The sequence below is a fragment of the Paenibacillus sp. Marseille-Q4541 genome (genome assembly GCF_018310695.1).
Taxonomy (GTDB): Bacteria; Bacillota; Bacilli; order Paenibacillales; family Paenibacillaceae; genus Paenibacillus.
Genome location: NZ_JAGXCY010000017.1, coordinates 57907 through 75183, shown reverse-complemented (window position 1 = coordinate 75183; position 17277 = coordinate 57907). Strand labels below are relative to the sequence as shown.

Below are 17277 nucleotides of genomic sequence, written 5' to 3'. Positions count from 1 at the left end.
AAAAGGGAGAGTGATTCACTCCCCTTCCTGCTTATTTCTTACTTATTATTTTCGTATTGCAGAGCATGCTTCAGTTCATAGCGCTCTAAAGCAAGATCGATCATGCGATCAAGGAGTGCCTTGTAGGATACGCCTGTTTCCCGCCACAAAAGGGGATACATGCTGAACGGGGTAAACCCTGGCATTGTATTCACTTCATTAATAAGAATCTTTCCATCCGAACGGCGAACGAAGAAGTCTGCACGAGTAATCCCATTGCCTTCAATAGCACGGAAAGCACTGAGTGCTGCTTCGCGAACCTGATCTACCTTCTCTTCATCCAGCGGAGCTGGAATCAGCATTTCGGATTGTCCATCTGTATATTTCGCTGCATAATCATAATAATCACTGGAAGACACGATCTCGCCAGGAACAGAAGCAATGGCTTCTTCATTTCCGAGCACGCTGACTTCCACTTCTCTTGCATCAACGAACTCTTCAACGATGACTTTGATATCATAGCGAAGTGCATAATCAACTGCTTCAATTAACTCTTCCCGATTACGTGCCTTGGAAATTCCAACACTTGAGCCAAGGTTCGCTGGTTTCACGAACATCGGATAACCAAGCTGACCTTCCATGCCGACAATCAGTTCATCACTTGAACGTTTCCACTGAACATGGTTAAAGTACGCATATTCACATTGATCAAGGCCGGCAATCGCAAAAAGTTTCTTCATCGTTACTTTATCCATGCCCGCTGCTGAAGGCAACACGCCTGCACCTACATAAGGCATATCTGCCATTTCAAACAGCCCTTGGATCGTACCATCTTCTCCGTAAGTGCCATGCAAGAGTGGAAACATGACGTCAATTTCACTTTCACCGCCGTATAAACGGCTGAACAGGGAATTCAATGCATCGCGAGTATCCTCAGGATTACCGCTAAGTTTCAGTTCATCAACGCTTGCGGGCGGAGCTGTAAGTATGTCCCCTTTTGCCCAAGTCCCCTGCTTCGAAATATAAAAAGGAACGAGCTCATATTTATTAAAATCAAACGCACTTGTAACAGCAAAAGCTGTCTGGAGGGATACTTCATGTTCCCCTGATTTACCACCGTATACGATACCTACGGTCATTTTATTCTGTACCATGCCTAACCTCCGGTTTCTTAAGCGGCCAGGTCTTGGAGAAGTTAAATATTCTTAAGATGATATTGCATCCGCCAAGGCCCACCGTATATATGCCAGCAGTATATTCATCAAGTATGATGATCGTTACGTTCTACGTTCCTAAAGTGTCCGCGATATGGAAAAAACGGTATCTGGTCGCGTCTGTCCAAGCATAAGAATCTTTGTAATCCCAATAGCGATGCCGACTGCTGACTGTATTTGCATTCACGAGAGGCATTCCTCCCACATCAAAACCAGTCACAATGGTACTGTGCTGGTATCTGCCATCACCGTCCCAGTCATAGAAAATGACATCACCCAGCTGAAGCTGATCTGGACTGTCAACAAGGGTTGCTGTAAGACCAGAACGACCGTGAGCCAAATACCCTTCCAAACTATGGGAAACAGCCCAACTATAGCTCCATAGTTCCCTTCCACCCACGTAACCTCTATACCACCAGCCTGATTCTCTCCTACCAGTATAGTTGATCGGCGCTCCCCCTGCAAAGAGGCACTGGGAGATATAATTGGTACAATTCACATCAAATTCCTCGAACTCAGGATTACCGGAATTCCACCATTGATCTGCGTAGGCTACCGCATCCTCTCTGCGATACCTAGAAGGTCTTGTTGGACTGCCTGGATATAGTAATTCTCTGTTTAGAAGCGGCTTATTAACGTAAGATTCGCCCTCACCGCCAGGACCATCCCCTAAAACGATTGGCCTCCGCTCAGGGACATCATGAACAATACTAGAAACGACCCAGCCGCCCTGTTGTTTGGAAAAAGTAAGCCGCTCCTTTTCAATCCGATCTTCCCTGTGCGTGATTCCCATCTTGGAGTAGAAAAGACGACGATACAGTTGTACGTCTACAACGACTTTGTCTGGCTCGTTTGATAACGTCCTGAGCAGCTTTGCATCGGTCTCACTTCGAACAGGGAAGGACTCACGCTCATGATACCACTGTGCAAGCAAGAGTTGCCGCCTCCCTCTCTCCTCAATCGTCACCTGGTCCGTAATCACCTGCTGTTTCACTAATTTATGAATTTTATGGCTGATTTCACTAGCATTGTAGTAATTAACATAGGAGTATAACGTTTGCTTCCATTCACGTTCCACGCCTGTTCCTCCCCTTTCTTTCGCCTAAGCAACTATCAACGTTCAAAGCAACCTTCTCTTTCATTTATATGACAAAGTAACCTGGGGTATGTTCAGGCCCTGATCCAATAGATTATTGCTCATAAGCAGATCATAAAGTCTGTTTATTTTATAAGCCAAGCTCTTCATTCTGGCTTCTATCCCTCTTAAATTGGGCGTTCCAGACATGAAAAAAACCTTTACGTACAAGTTTGAAAACGGTATACTAAATTCAAAAGTTCGTTTTTGAAATTGCGTTTCACATAGTGAAACTTGCGGTGAATGAACTCAACCGAATACTATCATTTAGGAGGTACATGCATGTCTCAAAAGAACCATTTCTCTGCTGCAAGCTCGCTTGAAGTCGGAGGCAAAACGTACCGTTACTACAGTCTCAAGTCTTTGCAAGATCAAGGTCTTGGTGACATCTCTAAACTTCCATTTTCCATTAAAGTATTACTTGAAGCAGCTGTTCGTCAGTTTGACGGACGCGCAATTACTGAAGAACATGTAAGCCAGCTTATGGGCTGGGCTGAAGGCAAAGATAACAACAAAGAAATTCCATTCATTCCTGCACGTATCGTTTTGCAGGATTTCACCGGCGTACCGGTAGTTGTAGATCTCGCAGCTATGCGTGATACAGTTAAAAAAGCAGGCGGCGACCCGAAAAAAATCAACCCATTGGTTCCTGTTGATCTCGTTATTGACCACTCCGTTATGGTTGATGCTTTCGGAACAAAGGACGCACTTGATTACAATATTAAAGTGGAATTTGAACGTAATGAAGAACGTTATCGCTTCTTGCGCTGGGCGCAAACGGCATTTGATAACTTCCGTGCAGTTCCCCCTTCCACAGGGATTGTTCACCAAGTTAACCTTGAGTATCTCGCTTCTGTAGCGGCAACGAAAGTAATCGATGGCGAAACCGTTGTATTCCCTGACTCCCTTGTAGGTACAGACTCCCACACTACGATGATCAATGGTCTTGGCGTAGTCGGCTGGGGTGTTGGTGGTATTGAAGCAGAAGCTGGAATGCTCGGACAACCGCTTTATTTTGTAACCCCTGAAGTTATCGGATTCAAACTTACTGGCAGCCTCACTGAAGGCGCAACAGCAACAGACCTTGCACTTACCGTTACGGAAATACTTCGTAAAAAAGGTGTAGTTGGTAAATTCGTAGAGTTCTACGGTCCAGGACTTTCCAACATCAGCCTTGCTGACCGTGCAACGGTAGCTAACATGGCACCTGAGTATGGCGCAACAGTTGGATACTTCCCAGTTGATACAGAAACGCTGAACTACCTTCGCAATACCGGTCGTCCAGAAGAGCAAATCGAGCTGGTTGAAGCTTACTACAAAGCTCAAGGTATGTTCCGTACAAATCATACAGAAGATCCTTCATTTACAGATACAATTGAACTTGATCTTGCATCTGTAGTACCGAGCCTTGCAGGACCAAAACGTCCTCAAGATCGTATTGAACTAACTCGTATGAAGGAAAACTGGGAAGCCATCGTTCGTACACCAGTAGATAAAGGTGGTTATGGACTTAGCGATGAGAAGATTGCTGAGAAAGTATCTATATCTCATCCAGATGGTTCTAAGAGTGAACTCGCTGCTGGTGCCGTCGTAATCGCTGCAATTACTAGTTGCACGAATACGTCCAATCCAAGCGTAATGGTTGGTGCTGGACTTCTTGCGAAAAAAGCAGTGGAGCGCGGACTTACGAAACCAGGTTATGTGAAAAGCTCCTTGACTCCAGGTTCTCTCGTTGTAACCGAGTATTTGACCAAAGCTTGTCTACTCGACCCGCTTGAGAAACTCGGATTTAACGTTGCAGGCTATGGCTGTGCAACTTGTATCGGTAACTCCGGTCCACTTCCAGACGAAGTCAGCGAAGCAATTACAGATAACGACTTGACTGTAGCTGCTGTTCTTTCCGGTAACCGTAACTTTGAAGGCCGTGTTCACGCTCAAGTAAAAGCAAACTACCTGGCTTCTCCACCGCTGGTTGTTGCTTATGCACTAGCTGGAACAGTGAACATCGATCTTCAGAACGATCCAATTGGTTATGACACAAACAATCAGCCTGTATATCTGAAAGATATCTGGCCTTCTTCTGCGGAAATTCAAGAAGCAATTAACGTTTCATTGAACAGAGATATGTTCCGCAATAAATATGAAAATGTCTTTACAGCGAATGAACGCTGGAATGCCATCGAAATTCCGGAAGGCGAACTGTATGAGTGGGATGAAAACTCCACTTACATTCAGAACCCTCCTTTCTTTGAAGGTCTCGGTGACGAACTGAATGACATTCAGAATATCCGTGATGCAAGTGTTCTTGCACTCCTGGGCGATTCCGTAACAACGGACCATATCTCCCCGGCAGGTAATATCTCTCCAACGAGTCCAGCTGGATTGTACCTGAAAGAACATGGCGTTGAGCGCAAAGATTTCAACTCGTATGGTTCCCGCCGTGGTAACCATGAAGTTATGATGCGCGGTACATTCGCTAACATCCGTATTCGTAACCAGGTTGCACCTGGAACAGAAGGAGGAGTAACGACTTACCTTCCAACCGATGAAGTGATGTCCATCTATGATGCTTCCATGAAATATCAAGATAAAGGCAGAAACCTAATCGTACTTGCAGGTAAAGAATACGGTACAGGAAGCTCCCGTGACTGGGCAGCTAAAGGTACACTCCTTCTTGGCGTGAAAGCTGTTATCGCTGAGAGCTTTGAACGTATTCACCGCAGTAACCTTGTGGGTATGGGCGTTCTTCCGCTTCAATTCAAAGAAGGTTACGGATGGTCCAGTTTGGGTCTAAACGGTCGTGAAACGTTTGACATCGTAGGTCTCAGCAATGAAGTTACACCGGGACAAGAACTGACCGTTACCGCAACTCGCGAAGACGGAACGCAATTTGATTTCCCAGTGATTGCGCGTCTTGATAGTATGGTGGATGTAGATTACTACCACAATGGTGGTATCCTGCAAACGGTTCTTCGTCAGTTGATGCAAAATGACGGTAAAACTGTCTAATCACTCATCTATAAAATAGAAGAAGCCGCACCTCTTGCCTTTCGGCATGAGATGCGGCTTCTATTTTCATCTAGCTTTTTCCGTTAGTATGACTCACTCAGATGACAGGCGAGAGATACTTTCAGCCAATCATCTGAATCATGGAGATCAATCCGCAGAAGCTCCTCAATTTTTCGCAATCGATGATACAAGGTGTTGATATGAATATGTAGCTTATCTGCAGCAATAGAAGCGGAGCGCCCTGTGGAAATATATACTTTTAGCGTGATCTCGAGTTCATCCCCCTGCTGTAATTTGGATGTACGAAGCGGAGCAAAAACCCCATCAATGTAACTTCTGATCTTTGCAGGTTCTTGATTTAAAAACAACTGGTTGACTCCGATGTCTTCATATCTTGTTAGCCCCGTCTCTCCTCTTCGCAGTAAGAAGGTAAGCGCGTCTGCCGCTTCCTCGTTGCTCTGAGATACCCGTGTAAGCCCTCTATATAACCCTCCAATTCCACCACTCACATCTTTGCCAGTGAAACGTGCCCAACGTTCGGTTGCTACGGTCATTCTAGATATCAGATGTTGCTGTTCTGCCGCACTCCTTGCAGAGGCTAGGATCGTCACCTTGTCATGAGATCCAAACAAAAGTTTCTCTGTAGTCCCAAGTTCTTTTTCCAGATCAGATATTAACTTACGCAAATAAATCTCACGCTGTTTTAAATCCCCATTCTCACCAAGTAAGTGAATCACACTAACAAATAAGAGCGCATCTTTAGATAACCCATAACCTAACAGTTTTGCCTCCACTCGCTCCGGTTCTTTAAACTGTACCAGCTCATTAAAAAACTCATAACTTCGTTTATAATACATTTCCGTTGCCGAGTGTGTATTCATCATTTGAAGAGCAACGACAGCTCCAGCCTGTTCCAAGACAACATGATCCAGCTGTTCTAATGGCCTCTCTAGCGGAACCACAAAGGAGCCTAGAAGTACCTTCCCATTCACGACCGGATACAAATAACATGGAGTTAAATTTATTCTTTCGATCGTCATCGGAGACATCATATTTTCAAGCCGCTGAAACAAATCGAGAGATGCAAGATCTCGTATATACTTTATTGAGGGATATCCATGGTTTACGATTAGATCATAAAAATAAACAGGCATTTCGATCATATCACTCACAGTAGTAATAATGACCTCTAGAGAATCCTGGCGAACGGACAATTTCGTAAATTCATTATGAATTTCACTGCGTTTTACTAGGTAGCGATTGGTCTCTTGCAGTTCTGAGTATAGCTTAGCATTCGTAATGGCAATAGCAGCCTGATCGGCAAAACCTTGCAGTTGTTGTAAATCTTGATTTTGAAAAGGTAGTTTAGCTTCGTTCAGCTGATGGACAAGCATCACCCCAATCTTGTTGCCTTTCATCGTAACAGGAACCGCCATCACACCTTTAGCAGCTTGTACGCGTCCACCAAAGGCAGACACAAGACTCCTCATATTTTCTGGTGTTACATTATCCATCTCCAACATGGCAGAACTGGAGTTATATATCTTGCCTTTTCCACTGCTGAATACTTTCCCCGTAATCCCCTCGCTACGCTCGACAATAAAATCATAAATATGCTTCCCTATTCCGATACTTGCTTTGGGAACAAGCTTATCCTTCACCTCTTCGTACATCATAAAAAAACCACAATCCGCAGACGGAATGACCATGAGTGCATTTTGCATAATGTTTAGCAGTAATTGGGTTAGATCTAGTGAAGATGTCATAGCCGCAAGCCCTTCCAGCCAGCGTGAATGATCAAGTTTCTGTTTCTCTACCATCTCCTGCAAAAGTTCATCTCTTAGGTGAAACTGCAGTTTTTCCTCTTGATCCAACGTAAGGTCAAGGAACTGCTCCGATTCTATAAGAAGCAACATCTGCCGCTGAATCGGCTCCCCTAGAAAAAAACAAAAATAATGAAGATGACTCTCGGGTAATCGTCTATATCCCTCTCCTCTTCCATTTTCCTCAATGGATACGAAATCATCTGCTTGCAGACATTGTCTGTATCTCGAAACCAATTCCTCCGCTCTACTTGTTCCCTTCCATAGATAGATATCCATTCCAGCTTCATCTATATAACAAATTCCATATTCAGCTGCTCGTCCATACATCTGCTTTAGTAACATAGAAACACTGGAGTTCTCCAAAATGATAATCCACCTCTTATGTCAGTTTATATAACAAATAGATATATGCATCCACCCTCTATAAATAAGAAATTGTATGAAAATACAATAAAACCCTTTGAACTCTGTCTATTATCACAATGACTTCTATTAATTAACATTATAAAATGTGACTATACTTTACAAAACAATCAGGGAGTGATATGAATGAAAGACTCACTAACCAAGGAACCTAACAGCAAAATGATACTTGCTGTCCTCTTCACAGCCTGGATTGTTTCTTACATTGACCGTACTGTGATCAGTCTTGCACTCAGCCAGATGGGCAAAGATATGTCTCTCGATGCCTCACTACTAGGGATTGTGCTCAGCAGTTTCTTTCTCGGTTATGCACTCATGCAAATTCCGGGAGGATGGTTAGCCGACAAGTTTGGTTCACGTAAGGTCATTGTCATTGCTGTTCTTTTCTGGTCACTATTTACGGGCCTGTCTGGATTTGCATGGTCCCTCACTTCCCTTCTACTTATTCGTTTTCTCTTCGGAATTGGAGAAGGAGCCTATCCCGCTGCCAGTACCAAAGCCATCTCTGACTATTTCTCCAAAGAAAAAAGAACGAAAGCCCAATCGACTATGATGTCCTCCAATGCACTTGGCGGAGCTATTGCCCCAATCCTCTGTGCCCCGCTTCTCCTATGGCTCGGATGGCGTCATACGTTTCTAGCCATCTCTCTACTAGGTATTGTCATTGTTATTTGGTTCCTGTATGCTACCCGCAAAGCCCCTGTGAAACAAGACACGGACGCTTCTGCTTCTACTTCTGCCAAAACAGCAAACAAAGGAGCCTATAAAGAACTGCTCCGTAATTCCACTCTATGGAAAGTGATGCTACTTTTCTTTTTTGCTAACATTGCCAGTTGGGGATTATCTTCCTGGATGCCAACATATCTTATGGAGGTTCGAGGGATTAATCTAAAAGATGTGGGACTATTAACAGCGATTCCTGCATTTTTAATGGCAATCGGAATGCTGATTAGCGGAAGAATCATTGATAAAATCGGTTTATCAGCAAAGTTTTTTGTAACCGCATGCCTCTTCTTATACGGTCTATTCCTTTTTCTTATTACACGTTCGGCAGGTATAACGGAAGTCATTATCTTCATGAGCCTTGCCATGATCTGCGGGTCTTTCACCCTATCCTTTGTGTTTACACTTCCCCACCGGCTCATTAGCCAAAAATTCGTCGGCACTGCCTTCGGCATGGTGAATTTCGGCGGACAGGCGGCAGGAATCTTATCACCCACCATCATGGGAATATTCATTAACGCCACAGGATCTTACAACAACGCATTTTTATTTCTCACGGTATCTTGTCTCGTTGCTGCAGTCATTTCATTGACGCTGCCTGGAGTTCGGTCTACTCTAAATCAAACAGGGGCGTTAGCTACTACTCAAGCTTCTACTCAAGCTTCCACTCAGTCACCCACCCTACCCATAAAATAATAATCATAAGGAGCTGATATCATGAGCAAATCAACGTTACTAGGCAAACTCCGTACTCAGGAAGAGTTATTCACGCGGATGGCAAAACAAATTTGGGAAAAACCAGAGCTTGGCTATACCGAATCCTACGCGTCCTCTTTGCAGGCACATTTACTTGAAAAAGAAGGTTTCTCTCTTACGATGGAAGTCGGGGGAATCCCAACCGCTTTTATTGCAGAGTACGGAGCAGGAAAACCGATTATCGGCATTTTAGGCGAGTTTGACGCTTTGCCTGGTTTATCTCAGCAAGTCAGTCCGATATATGATCCTATCACAGTGGGAGGGCCCGGCCACGGTTGTGGACATAACTTGCTTGGTACAGCGGGGGTAGAAGCAATCATTTCACTTAAGCAGCAAATGATAGAGGATAAGATGCAAGGCACCATCCGTTACTACGGTTGTCCAGCAGAAGAACTGCTGTCAGGCAAAACCTTTATGGCACGTGACGGTGTATTTGATGATCTGGATTGTGTACTTACCTGGCATCCAGGCAGCATGAATGCTGCCGCCAACTACAGTATGCAGGCACTTACCGGTGTAGAGTTCTTCTTCTCTGGACGTACTGCCCATGCTGGAGGTGCTCCTCATCTGGGCAGAAGTGCCCTCGACGCAGTGGAGCTGATGAATGTAGGAGCGAACTATTTGAGAGAGCATGTGCCGGATGGTTCACGTATTCATTACCAGATTACGAACGGAGGCCAGGCTCCGAATATCGTTCCCGATCAGGCCAGTGTCTATTACTTCCTTCGAGGAGCAGACCGTAAAGCAGTAGACCATCTTTTCGAGCGACTCATCAAAGTAGCGCAAGGTGCAGCCATGATGACTGAAACGACTGTTTCTTGGCATATTAAAGCCGGTTGCTATGACACTTTGCCGAATGCTGTACTCAATGATCTTATGCATGCCCAAGGAGAGCACACAGATCCCATTGAATTCACTGCAGAAGAAGAGAAGTTTGCAGAACAATTGCGAAATAGCATCCATCCCGATGTCCTCGCAGCGAGTAGTATGGAAGCTTCCATTCTGCCGGAAGGAACACTGCTTGCAACACCTTTCATTAATGAGAAAACATTGTATGGAAAAACCATTGGCGGTTCTTCTGACATTGGTGATGTGTCTTGGATTACTCCTATGGGCCAGATTACAACCACTTGCGCCCCAGTTGGTGTTCAGGTCCATACATGGCAGGCGACAGCTTCCTTCGGTTCTTCGATTGGGATGAAGGGAATGCATTATGCAGCTCAGATTATGGCGCTGTCTGCATACGACCTTTTACTGAACAAAGATGGCATCTTGGAACAAGCAAAATCCGAGTTTGCAGAGAGTACATCTAGAAAAGGGATTACTTTCAAGGCAGGCATACCAGAAGAGGTCAAACCCCCTGTACCCGAAGGAATTAAGAACGCCGTAACCATTCAATAAGAAGGATCTTTTTGATAATTTTATTGTTAAAAAGAAATGCGTGTTAACATAACAAAAACCACCCATTAATGGGTGGTTTTTGTTATGTTATTTCAGTTTCGATGGCATGGAGAACAAAAATCCGATAGCTTTGGAGTTCTCTATTTTAATGATTCAGATCGTAAAGCCCAGGGCTATGCATATTAGGCAATTCAGGCAGTTCAGGCAGCGGGAAACCTTCTGGTGGATCAATCACTTGAAGTTCCCCTCCATTGCGGCTTGGAGAGGTTCCTGAATAGATCTCTGCGATCCGGGTTGGATCCAGTCTGAAATTGAACTGGGCGTTATGATAACCCATGTCGATATATTTCCGGCACTCCGGATACTTGTTAATGTCATAATTAGGAACAGGAAAAATGTTACCCCAATCTACTCCGAGTGTCTCTAGCGCTTTTGCAAAGGCATTCTGATGAGCATTATCCCGAACAATCAGGAACCCAAGGGTTTCACGAAGAGTTTTGTTTGAGCTCATTTCATAAATACGTGTCTTCTGCAGAACTCCAGTAGATTCTAATACCACATTATTGAGCAAATCCGCAACAAGATTGCCGTGATTATACACATAACTTCCAAGCCATGGATTCCCCCCTGCATCTACAGGAAGTGAACCTTGTCCACCCATAATGAAGTGATGTGGATTCGCAAATCGAACAGCTTCGTCAATAGGCGCTTCATCTACCCCTGCGTTACCGGGAACCGCTTCTCCACTCTCACTGAGAAGTTGATTGATCGTTTGTTGCACAAGCTCCACATGGCTGATTTCTTCTAGAAAAACACCACGAATCAAATCACGATACTGGGTTGCTTTCCCCCGAAAATTGCTGCTTTGAAAAAAATACTGCATCATGGTACGCATTTCACCGAATTGTCCGCCAAGCGCTTCCTGAATCACTTTGGCTGCCGCTGGATCAGGTTTATCTGGTACAATAATATTAATTAAATCTTCTTTGTAAAAATACATGGATGGGCCTCCTATACCGAAAATTTAGACGCCCTATTTTGTTCTAGAAAGACATACTTTATACATAAGAGACTATACTTGGAGCACTTAAATTCTTATTCCACTGGAGGAAACGAGGATGAATGTAAAGCTCGCAAGACAATTAGCTAGTGACTGGGTCAAAGAGACAGCTCAACAAATCGAAGGATTTTATGGTGCTTATTTCAGTGGTTCCACGATCACTTTGTCTGAGGATGCCGAACTCCCCCCTGCTTCTGACATCGATATTGTCGTTGTGGTTGAAGAGGAACCTTCTATGAAGCTTGGGAAATTCACATATCAAGGCGTATTGCTTGAAGTTACTTACCTCTCCATGGAACAAATCAATGAAGTAGAAAAGGTGCTATGTTCCTATCATCTGGCCGGGGGCTTCCGATACAATAGCATCATTCTGGACAAGACGGGCCATCTACAGAATCTCTATGAACAGATATCCACCCAATATGCACAGCGGAAGTGGGTACTGTGCCGCTGTCAGGAAGCATATCAAAAAATAATTAACGGTATAAAGCATCTGGACACTTCAGCACCCATGCATGACCTAGCTCCCTCACTTGTGTTCCCCATTGGGATTACGACACATGTCCTTCTCGTGGCAGCACTCTGGAACCCTACAGTTCGGCTACGCTACCTAAAAACACGGCAAATGCTGACGGAGTATAATCAGCTGGACCTATACGAAGAACTACTTGAACTACTAGGGTCTACTCATCTAACTCCACAGAGGGTAGAACATCATTTGACGGAGCTTGAGAAAGTTTTTGATGCTGCGGTCAAAGTATCCTCTACTCCCTATTTTTTCAGCAGCGATATTACAGAAGAAGCCAGACATATCGCGATCGACGGTAGCAGGGAACTGATTCACAGCGGTAATCATCAGGAAGCTGTATTCTGGATCGTCGCTACCTTTGCCCGGTGTCATAAAATCATGGCATCGGACGCTTTGGAAGAAGATAAGAAGAAATATGAACCTGCATTCCATGACCTCATGTCTGATCTCGGTCTAACAACCTCTCAAGATTATGAGCTGCGTTCCCAGCAATTACTTGAGTTCCTTCCTGGTTTATGGAATGCTGCCTTACAGATTATCGATGATAATAAGGAAGTCATTTAATATTGCGTGATGCAAAGTAGAAGATCAGCACACTAAAAATCAAATTAGCCGTTAGTACCCCCTAAGGGAGTTACTAACGGCTTCTCTACTATAATAATTCTATTCTACTAGAGGAAGCTCGCCGCGATACTCTGCTGCTTTCTCCTGCATTCCGGCGTGAACAGCCTCCTGTTCACTTACTCCCTTTTCAGCGGCAAGATTTCGGATATCTTGGGTGATACGCATACTACAGAATTTAGGTCCGCACATGGAGCAGAAATGAGCGGTCTTTGCCCCTTCCGCAGGGAGTGTCTCATCATGATAAGACATCGCCCGCTCCGGATCGAGCGAAAGATGGAACTGGTCTCGCCAGCGGAATTCAAAACGCGCTTTGGATAATGCATCGTCACGTCGCTGTGCCCCTTTATGTCCTTTCGCCAAATCCGCTGCATGTGCTGCAATTTTGTAGGCAATAACACCCTCACGAACATCATTTTTATCTGGCAGACCCAAATGTTCTTTCGGCGTAACATAACAGAGCATCGATGTGCCAAACCACCCAATCATGGCAGCTCCAATAGCTGAAGTGATGTGGTCATATCCTGGTGCAATATCTGTCGTTAGTGGTCCGAGTGTATAGAATGGCGCTTCTTTGCAAATTTCCATCTGCAGATCAACATTTTCCTTAATTTTATGCATGGGTACATGACCCGGTCCTTCAATCATCACTTGAATATCGTGCTTCCAAGCGATTTGTGTGAGCTCTCCTAAAGTAGCAAGCTCTGCCATTTGTGCTTCGTCATTTGCATCATATATACTTCCTGGACGCAGCCCATCCCCCAAGGAAAAAGCAACATCATAGGTCTTCATAATTTCGCAAATTTCTTCAAAATGAGTATATAAAAAGTTCTCCTGATGATGGGCCAAACACCATGCAGCCATAATAGATCCGCCTCGCGATACAATTCCTGTCATCCGTTTGGCCGTCAACGGAATATACCTTAACAGTACCCCTGCATGGATCGTAAAATAGTCCACTCCTTGTTCTGCCTGCTCGATCAGCGTATCACGGTAAACTTCCCAGCTCAGCTTATCTGCTTCCCCATTCACTTTCTCAAGTGCTTGATATAACGGAACAGTCCCAATAGGAACCGGTGCATTACGAATAATCCACTCCCGTGTTGTATGAATATTACGGCCGGTTGATAAATCCATCACCGTATCTGCTCCCCAGCGTACGGCCCATGTCATTTTCTCTACCTCTTCCTCTATTGAAGAAGAAACAGCGGAGTTACCGATGTTAGCGTTGATCTTCACGAGAAAATTCCTGCCGATCATCATCGGCTCAGCTTCAGGGTGATTGATATTGGATGGAAGGATCGCTCGTCCACTTGCGATTTCCTCACGTACAAATTCAGGTTCCAGTCCTTCGCGAATGGCCGCAAACTCCATCTCTGGTGTGACAATCCCCTTTCGTGCATAATGCAGCTGGGTCACGTTTTGACCAGATTTAGCTCGTAGTGGACTTCTAAATTCCCCAGGGAAAACATCTGCTGCTTGCTGAGCACTCCGTTCTGATCTGAGCCCATTATCCTCGGGTCTTACCGTTCGCCCTTCATAATACTCTACATCGCCACGCTCCCAAATCCAATGATGCCGAAGCCCAGGAAGTCCCTTGGAAATATCAGCTTCATATGCAGCATCTCCCATCGGTCCACTTGTATCATAGACTCGAAAAGGTTCATTGACCTCCACCCCTTGCGGGGTATGCGTAACACTTAATTCTATTTCCCTTTCTGGGACAGCTAGGTCTGGCCTAGATCCTGTCTTGTACACTTTACGGCTTGCTGGAAAGGGTGTGAACATAGGCTCTTTCGCCTCTCCCACCATTTTTACTTCCTTATCATTATCCCTATTCCCCTGTTGTTGCAACTTCATTGTTTCATCCTCCTTCAAAGTGGCTTACTGCCCCCGAAAAAGAATCACATGAACCTTCGCTGCTAGAAGTGTACGACAATAAAAAAAGCCGATTCCCATGCAAGGGGAACCGGCTTCTATACAATAGACTGTTCTTAATCATTCCATTAAAACTGTGACAGAGCTCCAGATATACAGTCAAACCATATCTGGAATCCAAAACATGATGCCACTTCAAATGGAATAAAATAAGATCCTAATGTTATCGCCAATTACTTCCCTACGCTGGTATGATCCAGATCAGGTGCAAAGAGTCCGGCATCTTGCGATACCATCTCAGCCCGGCATTTCGGGCTCCCCTAGTAAGTTGTTATTACATTGTAATGTAACTGCAAATTCATATTGCTTGACCGTCTAACTGGTACTAACGATCTTTATAAGGGTATCTCAAGTATGTGAGAAATACAACCTTATATTTACAATTCCCTAGTTTGAATCCTGTCTTTATCGTAACATGAGGCCCATCTGCGCCGCTGCTTCCACAAGCACGGGCCCGTATACACAAAGGGTCTCAGGAGATAATCTGCTAACAGGTCCTGAAACGGATAAAGCCGCTGCCACATTTCCCTTACGATCAAAAATAGGTGCAGAAACTGCCGCTGCCCCTGGCTCTCTTTCTTCATAGCTTGTGGCAAAACCCTGTACTCGTATCTCCTGAAGCTGCGCCAAATACGTTGGTTTGTCAAAAGGAATCTGGGGATCGAACTCTGTAATTAATTGTTCTTGCTCTTCGTTAGGTGCAAAAGCAACAAGCACTTTGCTAGAAGCACCAACAGACAAGGGAAGTCTCGCTCCCACTGGGGCAACCCGGCGGATCGCTTGGTTACTTTGTACTGCCTGAACTCGAATACGCTCGTTCCCATCTCTTAAATACAAACTAACGGTCTCTCCTAAATTGTCACGCAACCGTTCCATTGCTGGTAGCAACAGCACGGCGGGGTCATCACTTTGCGACATATGCGCGGCGAGTTCCCATATCCGAATCCCAAGCCGATATTTTTCCGTAGAGGGATTACGGATGACAAAACCTTTTTCCTCCAACGTCGACAACAGCCGATGTACCGTACTTTTATGTAATCCAATCTTGCTGGATATTTCCGTTAGCCCAAGGTCAGTCTGGCCTGTAAAAGTGAGCAAAATGTCCAGTGCTCGTTCGACCGCTCGAACTGTTGATTTGCGATCCTGATCTTCCATAGAACCATCCCCCTCTCGTGTTTCATCACGTGAAACCTGGTTACATAAATTATATGAGAACTTATACTTAATGTAAAGAAAATTATTGAGAATCAATCTCATTTAGTTCTTTTTATATTACGATGTGCAGCACTTATCTCACCATTTGGGAATAGGGCTTGCTTCACTTGACAAGCTATTTAAGCTACTAGATTGTCGAATATTACATCTGTGTAACAAATCGACTCATCCGATTGACTTTCCTACTTTTACATCATAGGATTAAAAATAATAGTAAGAGAGTTACGAATTATCTCTCAGATACATTTGTCATACTTTGTCGTAATTTCACCCGAACTCATCTGATAACTAGTTCTTCGGTCATGATGGAAAGAGATTGCATAAGATACTAACAAGAAGGAGGGAATCCTGTATGTTTCCTACATCCAAGAGCAATAGCCATCTTCAACGAGACGTATCAACGATTCCTCCAACAATCTCGCCAAGGCTGATTCGTTTTAAACATATTATTGTAGCCCTTGTATTATCCATTATTTTCTTCCTTGTATTTTGCTTTATCGCTCTTCATGCTTTCATCGCCTGGGTTCTTTCGAATCCTACGGTGGCACCGGTGTATTCTAATCCAATGCTTGCGAAAGGGATGGCCTATGAAGAGGTTACCTTCCCTGCGATCGACGGCAGTCGTAACGTGAATGGATGGTATATTCCCGCAGAAAGCCAGAGTAGCAAAACTATCGTTTTAAGTCATGGTTATGGTGCGAACCGCGAGGAATCCTGGGTTCCAATGTATGACCTGGCACATTATGCTCATCAGCAAAATTTTAATGTTATTATGTTTGACTATGGCTTTGCTTCCCAGAACAGCCGCGGTGTTGCAACAGGAGGAAAAGCAGAGTCCAAACAGTTGCTCGGTGCAGTACAACTCGCTAAGCAGAAGGGTTCACAAGAAGTCGTCGTCTGGGGTTTCTCCATGGGAGCTGGAACCGCTTTGCAGGCAGCACTCGTATCCAAAGATATTGATGCCATGATACTGGATAGTACGTTCTTACTTGAGCCAGATACGCTTTACCATAACATTCAGAATCAGATCAACCTACCAAGACAACCGACATTACAGCTTCTTACCATGTTATTCCCGGTTCTCAATGGCACAAGTCTGAATTCGATACCGTATCAGGAAGTAAAAACAAAGGATTATGATATCCCTATCCTGTTCATTCATGGAACGAAGGATGACAAAGCCCCTTATCCAATGGCTGAGCTTTTAGCTAGTAACCAAACAAATCCGAAGTCAGATGTATGGATCGTTGATGACGCACACCATGAACTCATATTCAGAGAACATCCTAAGGAATATTTACGGAAAGTATCTACGTTCCTCGGTAATATTAAGCTAGCTCAGCAATAATATCGTACTTTAATCCAAGACACCTTGAACCAAGGTGTCTTTTTTGTATATTTCCATGTATCTACGCACCTTTACATACACCTCACCTGCCTGTTTCCTA

The 17277-nt window shown here is 44.4% G+C and carries 11 protein-coding genes and 1 riboswitch; of the genes, 5 read left to right on the top strand and 6 right to left on the bottom strand.

Translation table 11 applies throughout. The features are described 5' to 3' along the window. Positions 1-38 precede the first annotated feature (38 nt). Both KFT32_RS16815 and KFT32_RS16810 read right to left on the bottom strand, forming a co-directional pair. On the bottom strand, positions 39-1133 hold the full coding sequence (locus tag KFT32_RS16815; RefSeq protein ID WP_211748393.1) for a D-alanine--D-alanine ligase: 1095 nt from the start codon (positions 1131-1133) through the stop codon (positions 39-41). Positions 1134-1263: 130 nt separating this feature from the next. Further along, positions 1264-2271 carry an amidase domain-containing protein gene (locus tag KFT32_RS16810; protein ID WP_211748392.1) on the bottom strand — a complete coding sequence of 336 codons (1008 nt, stop codon included), beginning with the start codon at positions 2269-2271 and terminating at the stop codon, positions 1264-1266. Between the two features lie 339 nt (positions 2272-2610). On the opposite strand from KFT32_RS16810, the gene acnA reads away from it, so the two are divergent. Beyond that, positions 2611-5337: an aconitate hydratase AcnA gene (gene acnA / locus KFT32_RS16805; RefSeq protein ID WP_211748391.1), complete on the top strand. Its 2727-nt coding sequence runs from the start codon at positions 2611-2613 to the stop codon at positions 5335-5337. A gap of 83 nt (positions 5338-5420) precedes the next feature. On the opposite strand, the gene KFT32_RS16800 is transcribed toward acnA, so the two are convergent. Further along, positions 5421-7526, bottom strand: coding sequence for a helix-turn-helix domain-containing protein (locus tag KFT32_RS16800; protein WP_211748390.1), 2106 nt, complete (start codon positions 7524-7526; stop codon positions 5421-5423). A 186-nt stretch (positions 7527-7712) separates the two neighbouring features. Between KFT32_RS16800 and KFT32_RS16795 the strand changes: the two genes are divergently transcribed. Beyond that, positions 7713-9005, top strand: a complete 1293-nt coding sequence (locus KFT32_RS16795; protein ID WP_211748389.1) for an MFS transporter — start codon at positions 7713-7715, stop codon at positions 9003-9005. A 21-nt stretch (positions 9006-9026) separates the two neighbouring features. Beyond that, a complete protein-coding gene (locus KFT32_RS16790; protein ID WP_211748388.1) occupies positions 9027-10466 on the top strand; it encodes an amidohydrolase in 1440 nt (479 codons plus the stop codon). Positions 10467-10611: 145 nt separating this feature from the next. Here KFT32_RS16790 and KFT32_RS16785 read toward each other — a convergent pair whose 3' ends face one another. Then, positions 10612-11466 carry a manganese catalase family protein gene (locus KFT32_RS16785; protein ID WP_211748387.1) on the bottom strand — a complete coding sequence of 285 codons (855 nt, stop codon included), beginning with the start codon at positions 11464-11466 and terminating at the stop codon, positions 10612-10614. A gap of 118 nt (positions 11467-11584) precedes the next feature. On the opposite strand from KFT32_RS16785, the gene KFT32_RS16780 reads away from it, so the two are divergent. Next, the gene (locus KFT32_RS16780; protein ID WP_211748386.1) at positions 11585-12619 is read left to right on the top strand and encodes a hypothetical protein; all 1035 of its coding nucleotides are present in this window, start codon (positions 11585-11587) and stop codon (positions 12617-12619) included. A 99-nt stretch (positions 12620-12718) separates the two neighbouring features. Here the strand turns inward: KFT32_RS16780 and thiC are convergent, their stop codons facing one another. Continuing rightward, positions 12719-14488: a phosphomethylpyrimidine synthase ThiC gene (thiC, locus tag KFT32_RS16775; RefSeq protein WP_211748414.1), complete on the bottom strand. Its 1770-nt coding sequence runs from the start codon at positions 14486-14488 to the stop codon at positions 12719-12721. 287 nt (positions 14489-14775) lie between these two features. Continuing rightward, positions 14776-14886, bottom strand: a riboswitch (TPP riboswitch). 133 nt (positions 14887-15019) lie between these two features. Beyond that, positions 15020-15769, bottom strand: coding sequence for an IclR family transcriptional regulator (locus KFT32_RS16770; RefSeq protein WP_211748385.1), 750 nt, complete (start codon positions 15767-15769; stop codon positions 15020-15022). A gap of 412 nt (positions 15770-16181) precedes the next feature. On the opposite strand from KFT32_RS16770, the gene KFT32_RS16765 reads away from it, so the two are divergent. Further along, the gene (locus tag KFT32_RS16765; protein ID WP_211748384.1) at positions 16182-17177 is read left to right on the top strand and encodes an alpha/beta hydrolase; all 996 of its coding nucleotides are present in this window, start codon (positions 16182-16184) and stop codon (positions 17175-17177) included. Positions 17178-17277 lie beyond the last annotated feature (100 nt).

What these genes read in the sequence shown, in the direction of transcription:
- acnA (WP_211748391.1), top strand. Translation starts at nt 2,611, where the DNA reads ATGTCTCAAAAGAACCATTTCTCTGCTGCAAGCTCGCTTGAAGTCGGA.
- KFT32_RS16790 (WP_211748388.1), top strand. Translation starts at nt 9,027, where the DNA reads ATGAGCAAATCAACGTTACTAGGCAAACTCCGTACTCAGGAAGAGTTA.
- KFT32_RS16785 (WP_211748387.1), bottom strand. Translation starts at nt 11,466, where the DNA reads ATGTATTTTTACAAAGAAGATTTAATTAATATTATTGTACCAGATAAA.
- KFT32_RS16765 (WP_211748384.1), top strand. Translation starts at nt 16,182, where the DNA reads ATGTTTCCTACATCCAAGAGCAATAGCCATCTTCAACGAGACGTATCA.
- thiC (WP_211748414.1), bottom strand. Translation starts at nt 14,488, where the DNA reads ATGGTGGGAGAGGCGAAAGAGCCTATGTTCACACCCTTTCCAGCAAGC.
- KFT32_RS16780 (WP_211748386.1), top strand. Translation starts at nt 11,585, where the DNA reads ATGAATGTAAAGCTCGCAAGACAATTAGCTAGTGACTGGGTCAAAGAG.
- KFT32_RS16815 (WP_211748393.1), bottom strand. Translation starts at nt 1,133, where the DNA reads ATGGTACAGAATAAAATGACCGTAGGTATCGTATACGGTGGTAAATCA.
- KFT32_RS16770 (WP_211748385.1), bottom strand. Translation starts at nt 15,769, where the DNA reads ATGGAAGATCAGGATCGCAAATCAACAGTTCGAGCGGTCGAACGAGCA.
- KFT32_RS16795 (WP_211748389.1), top strand. Translation starts at nt 7,713, where the DNA reads ATGAAAGACTCACTAACCAAGGAACCTAACAGCAAAATGATACTTGCT.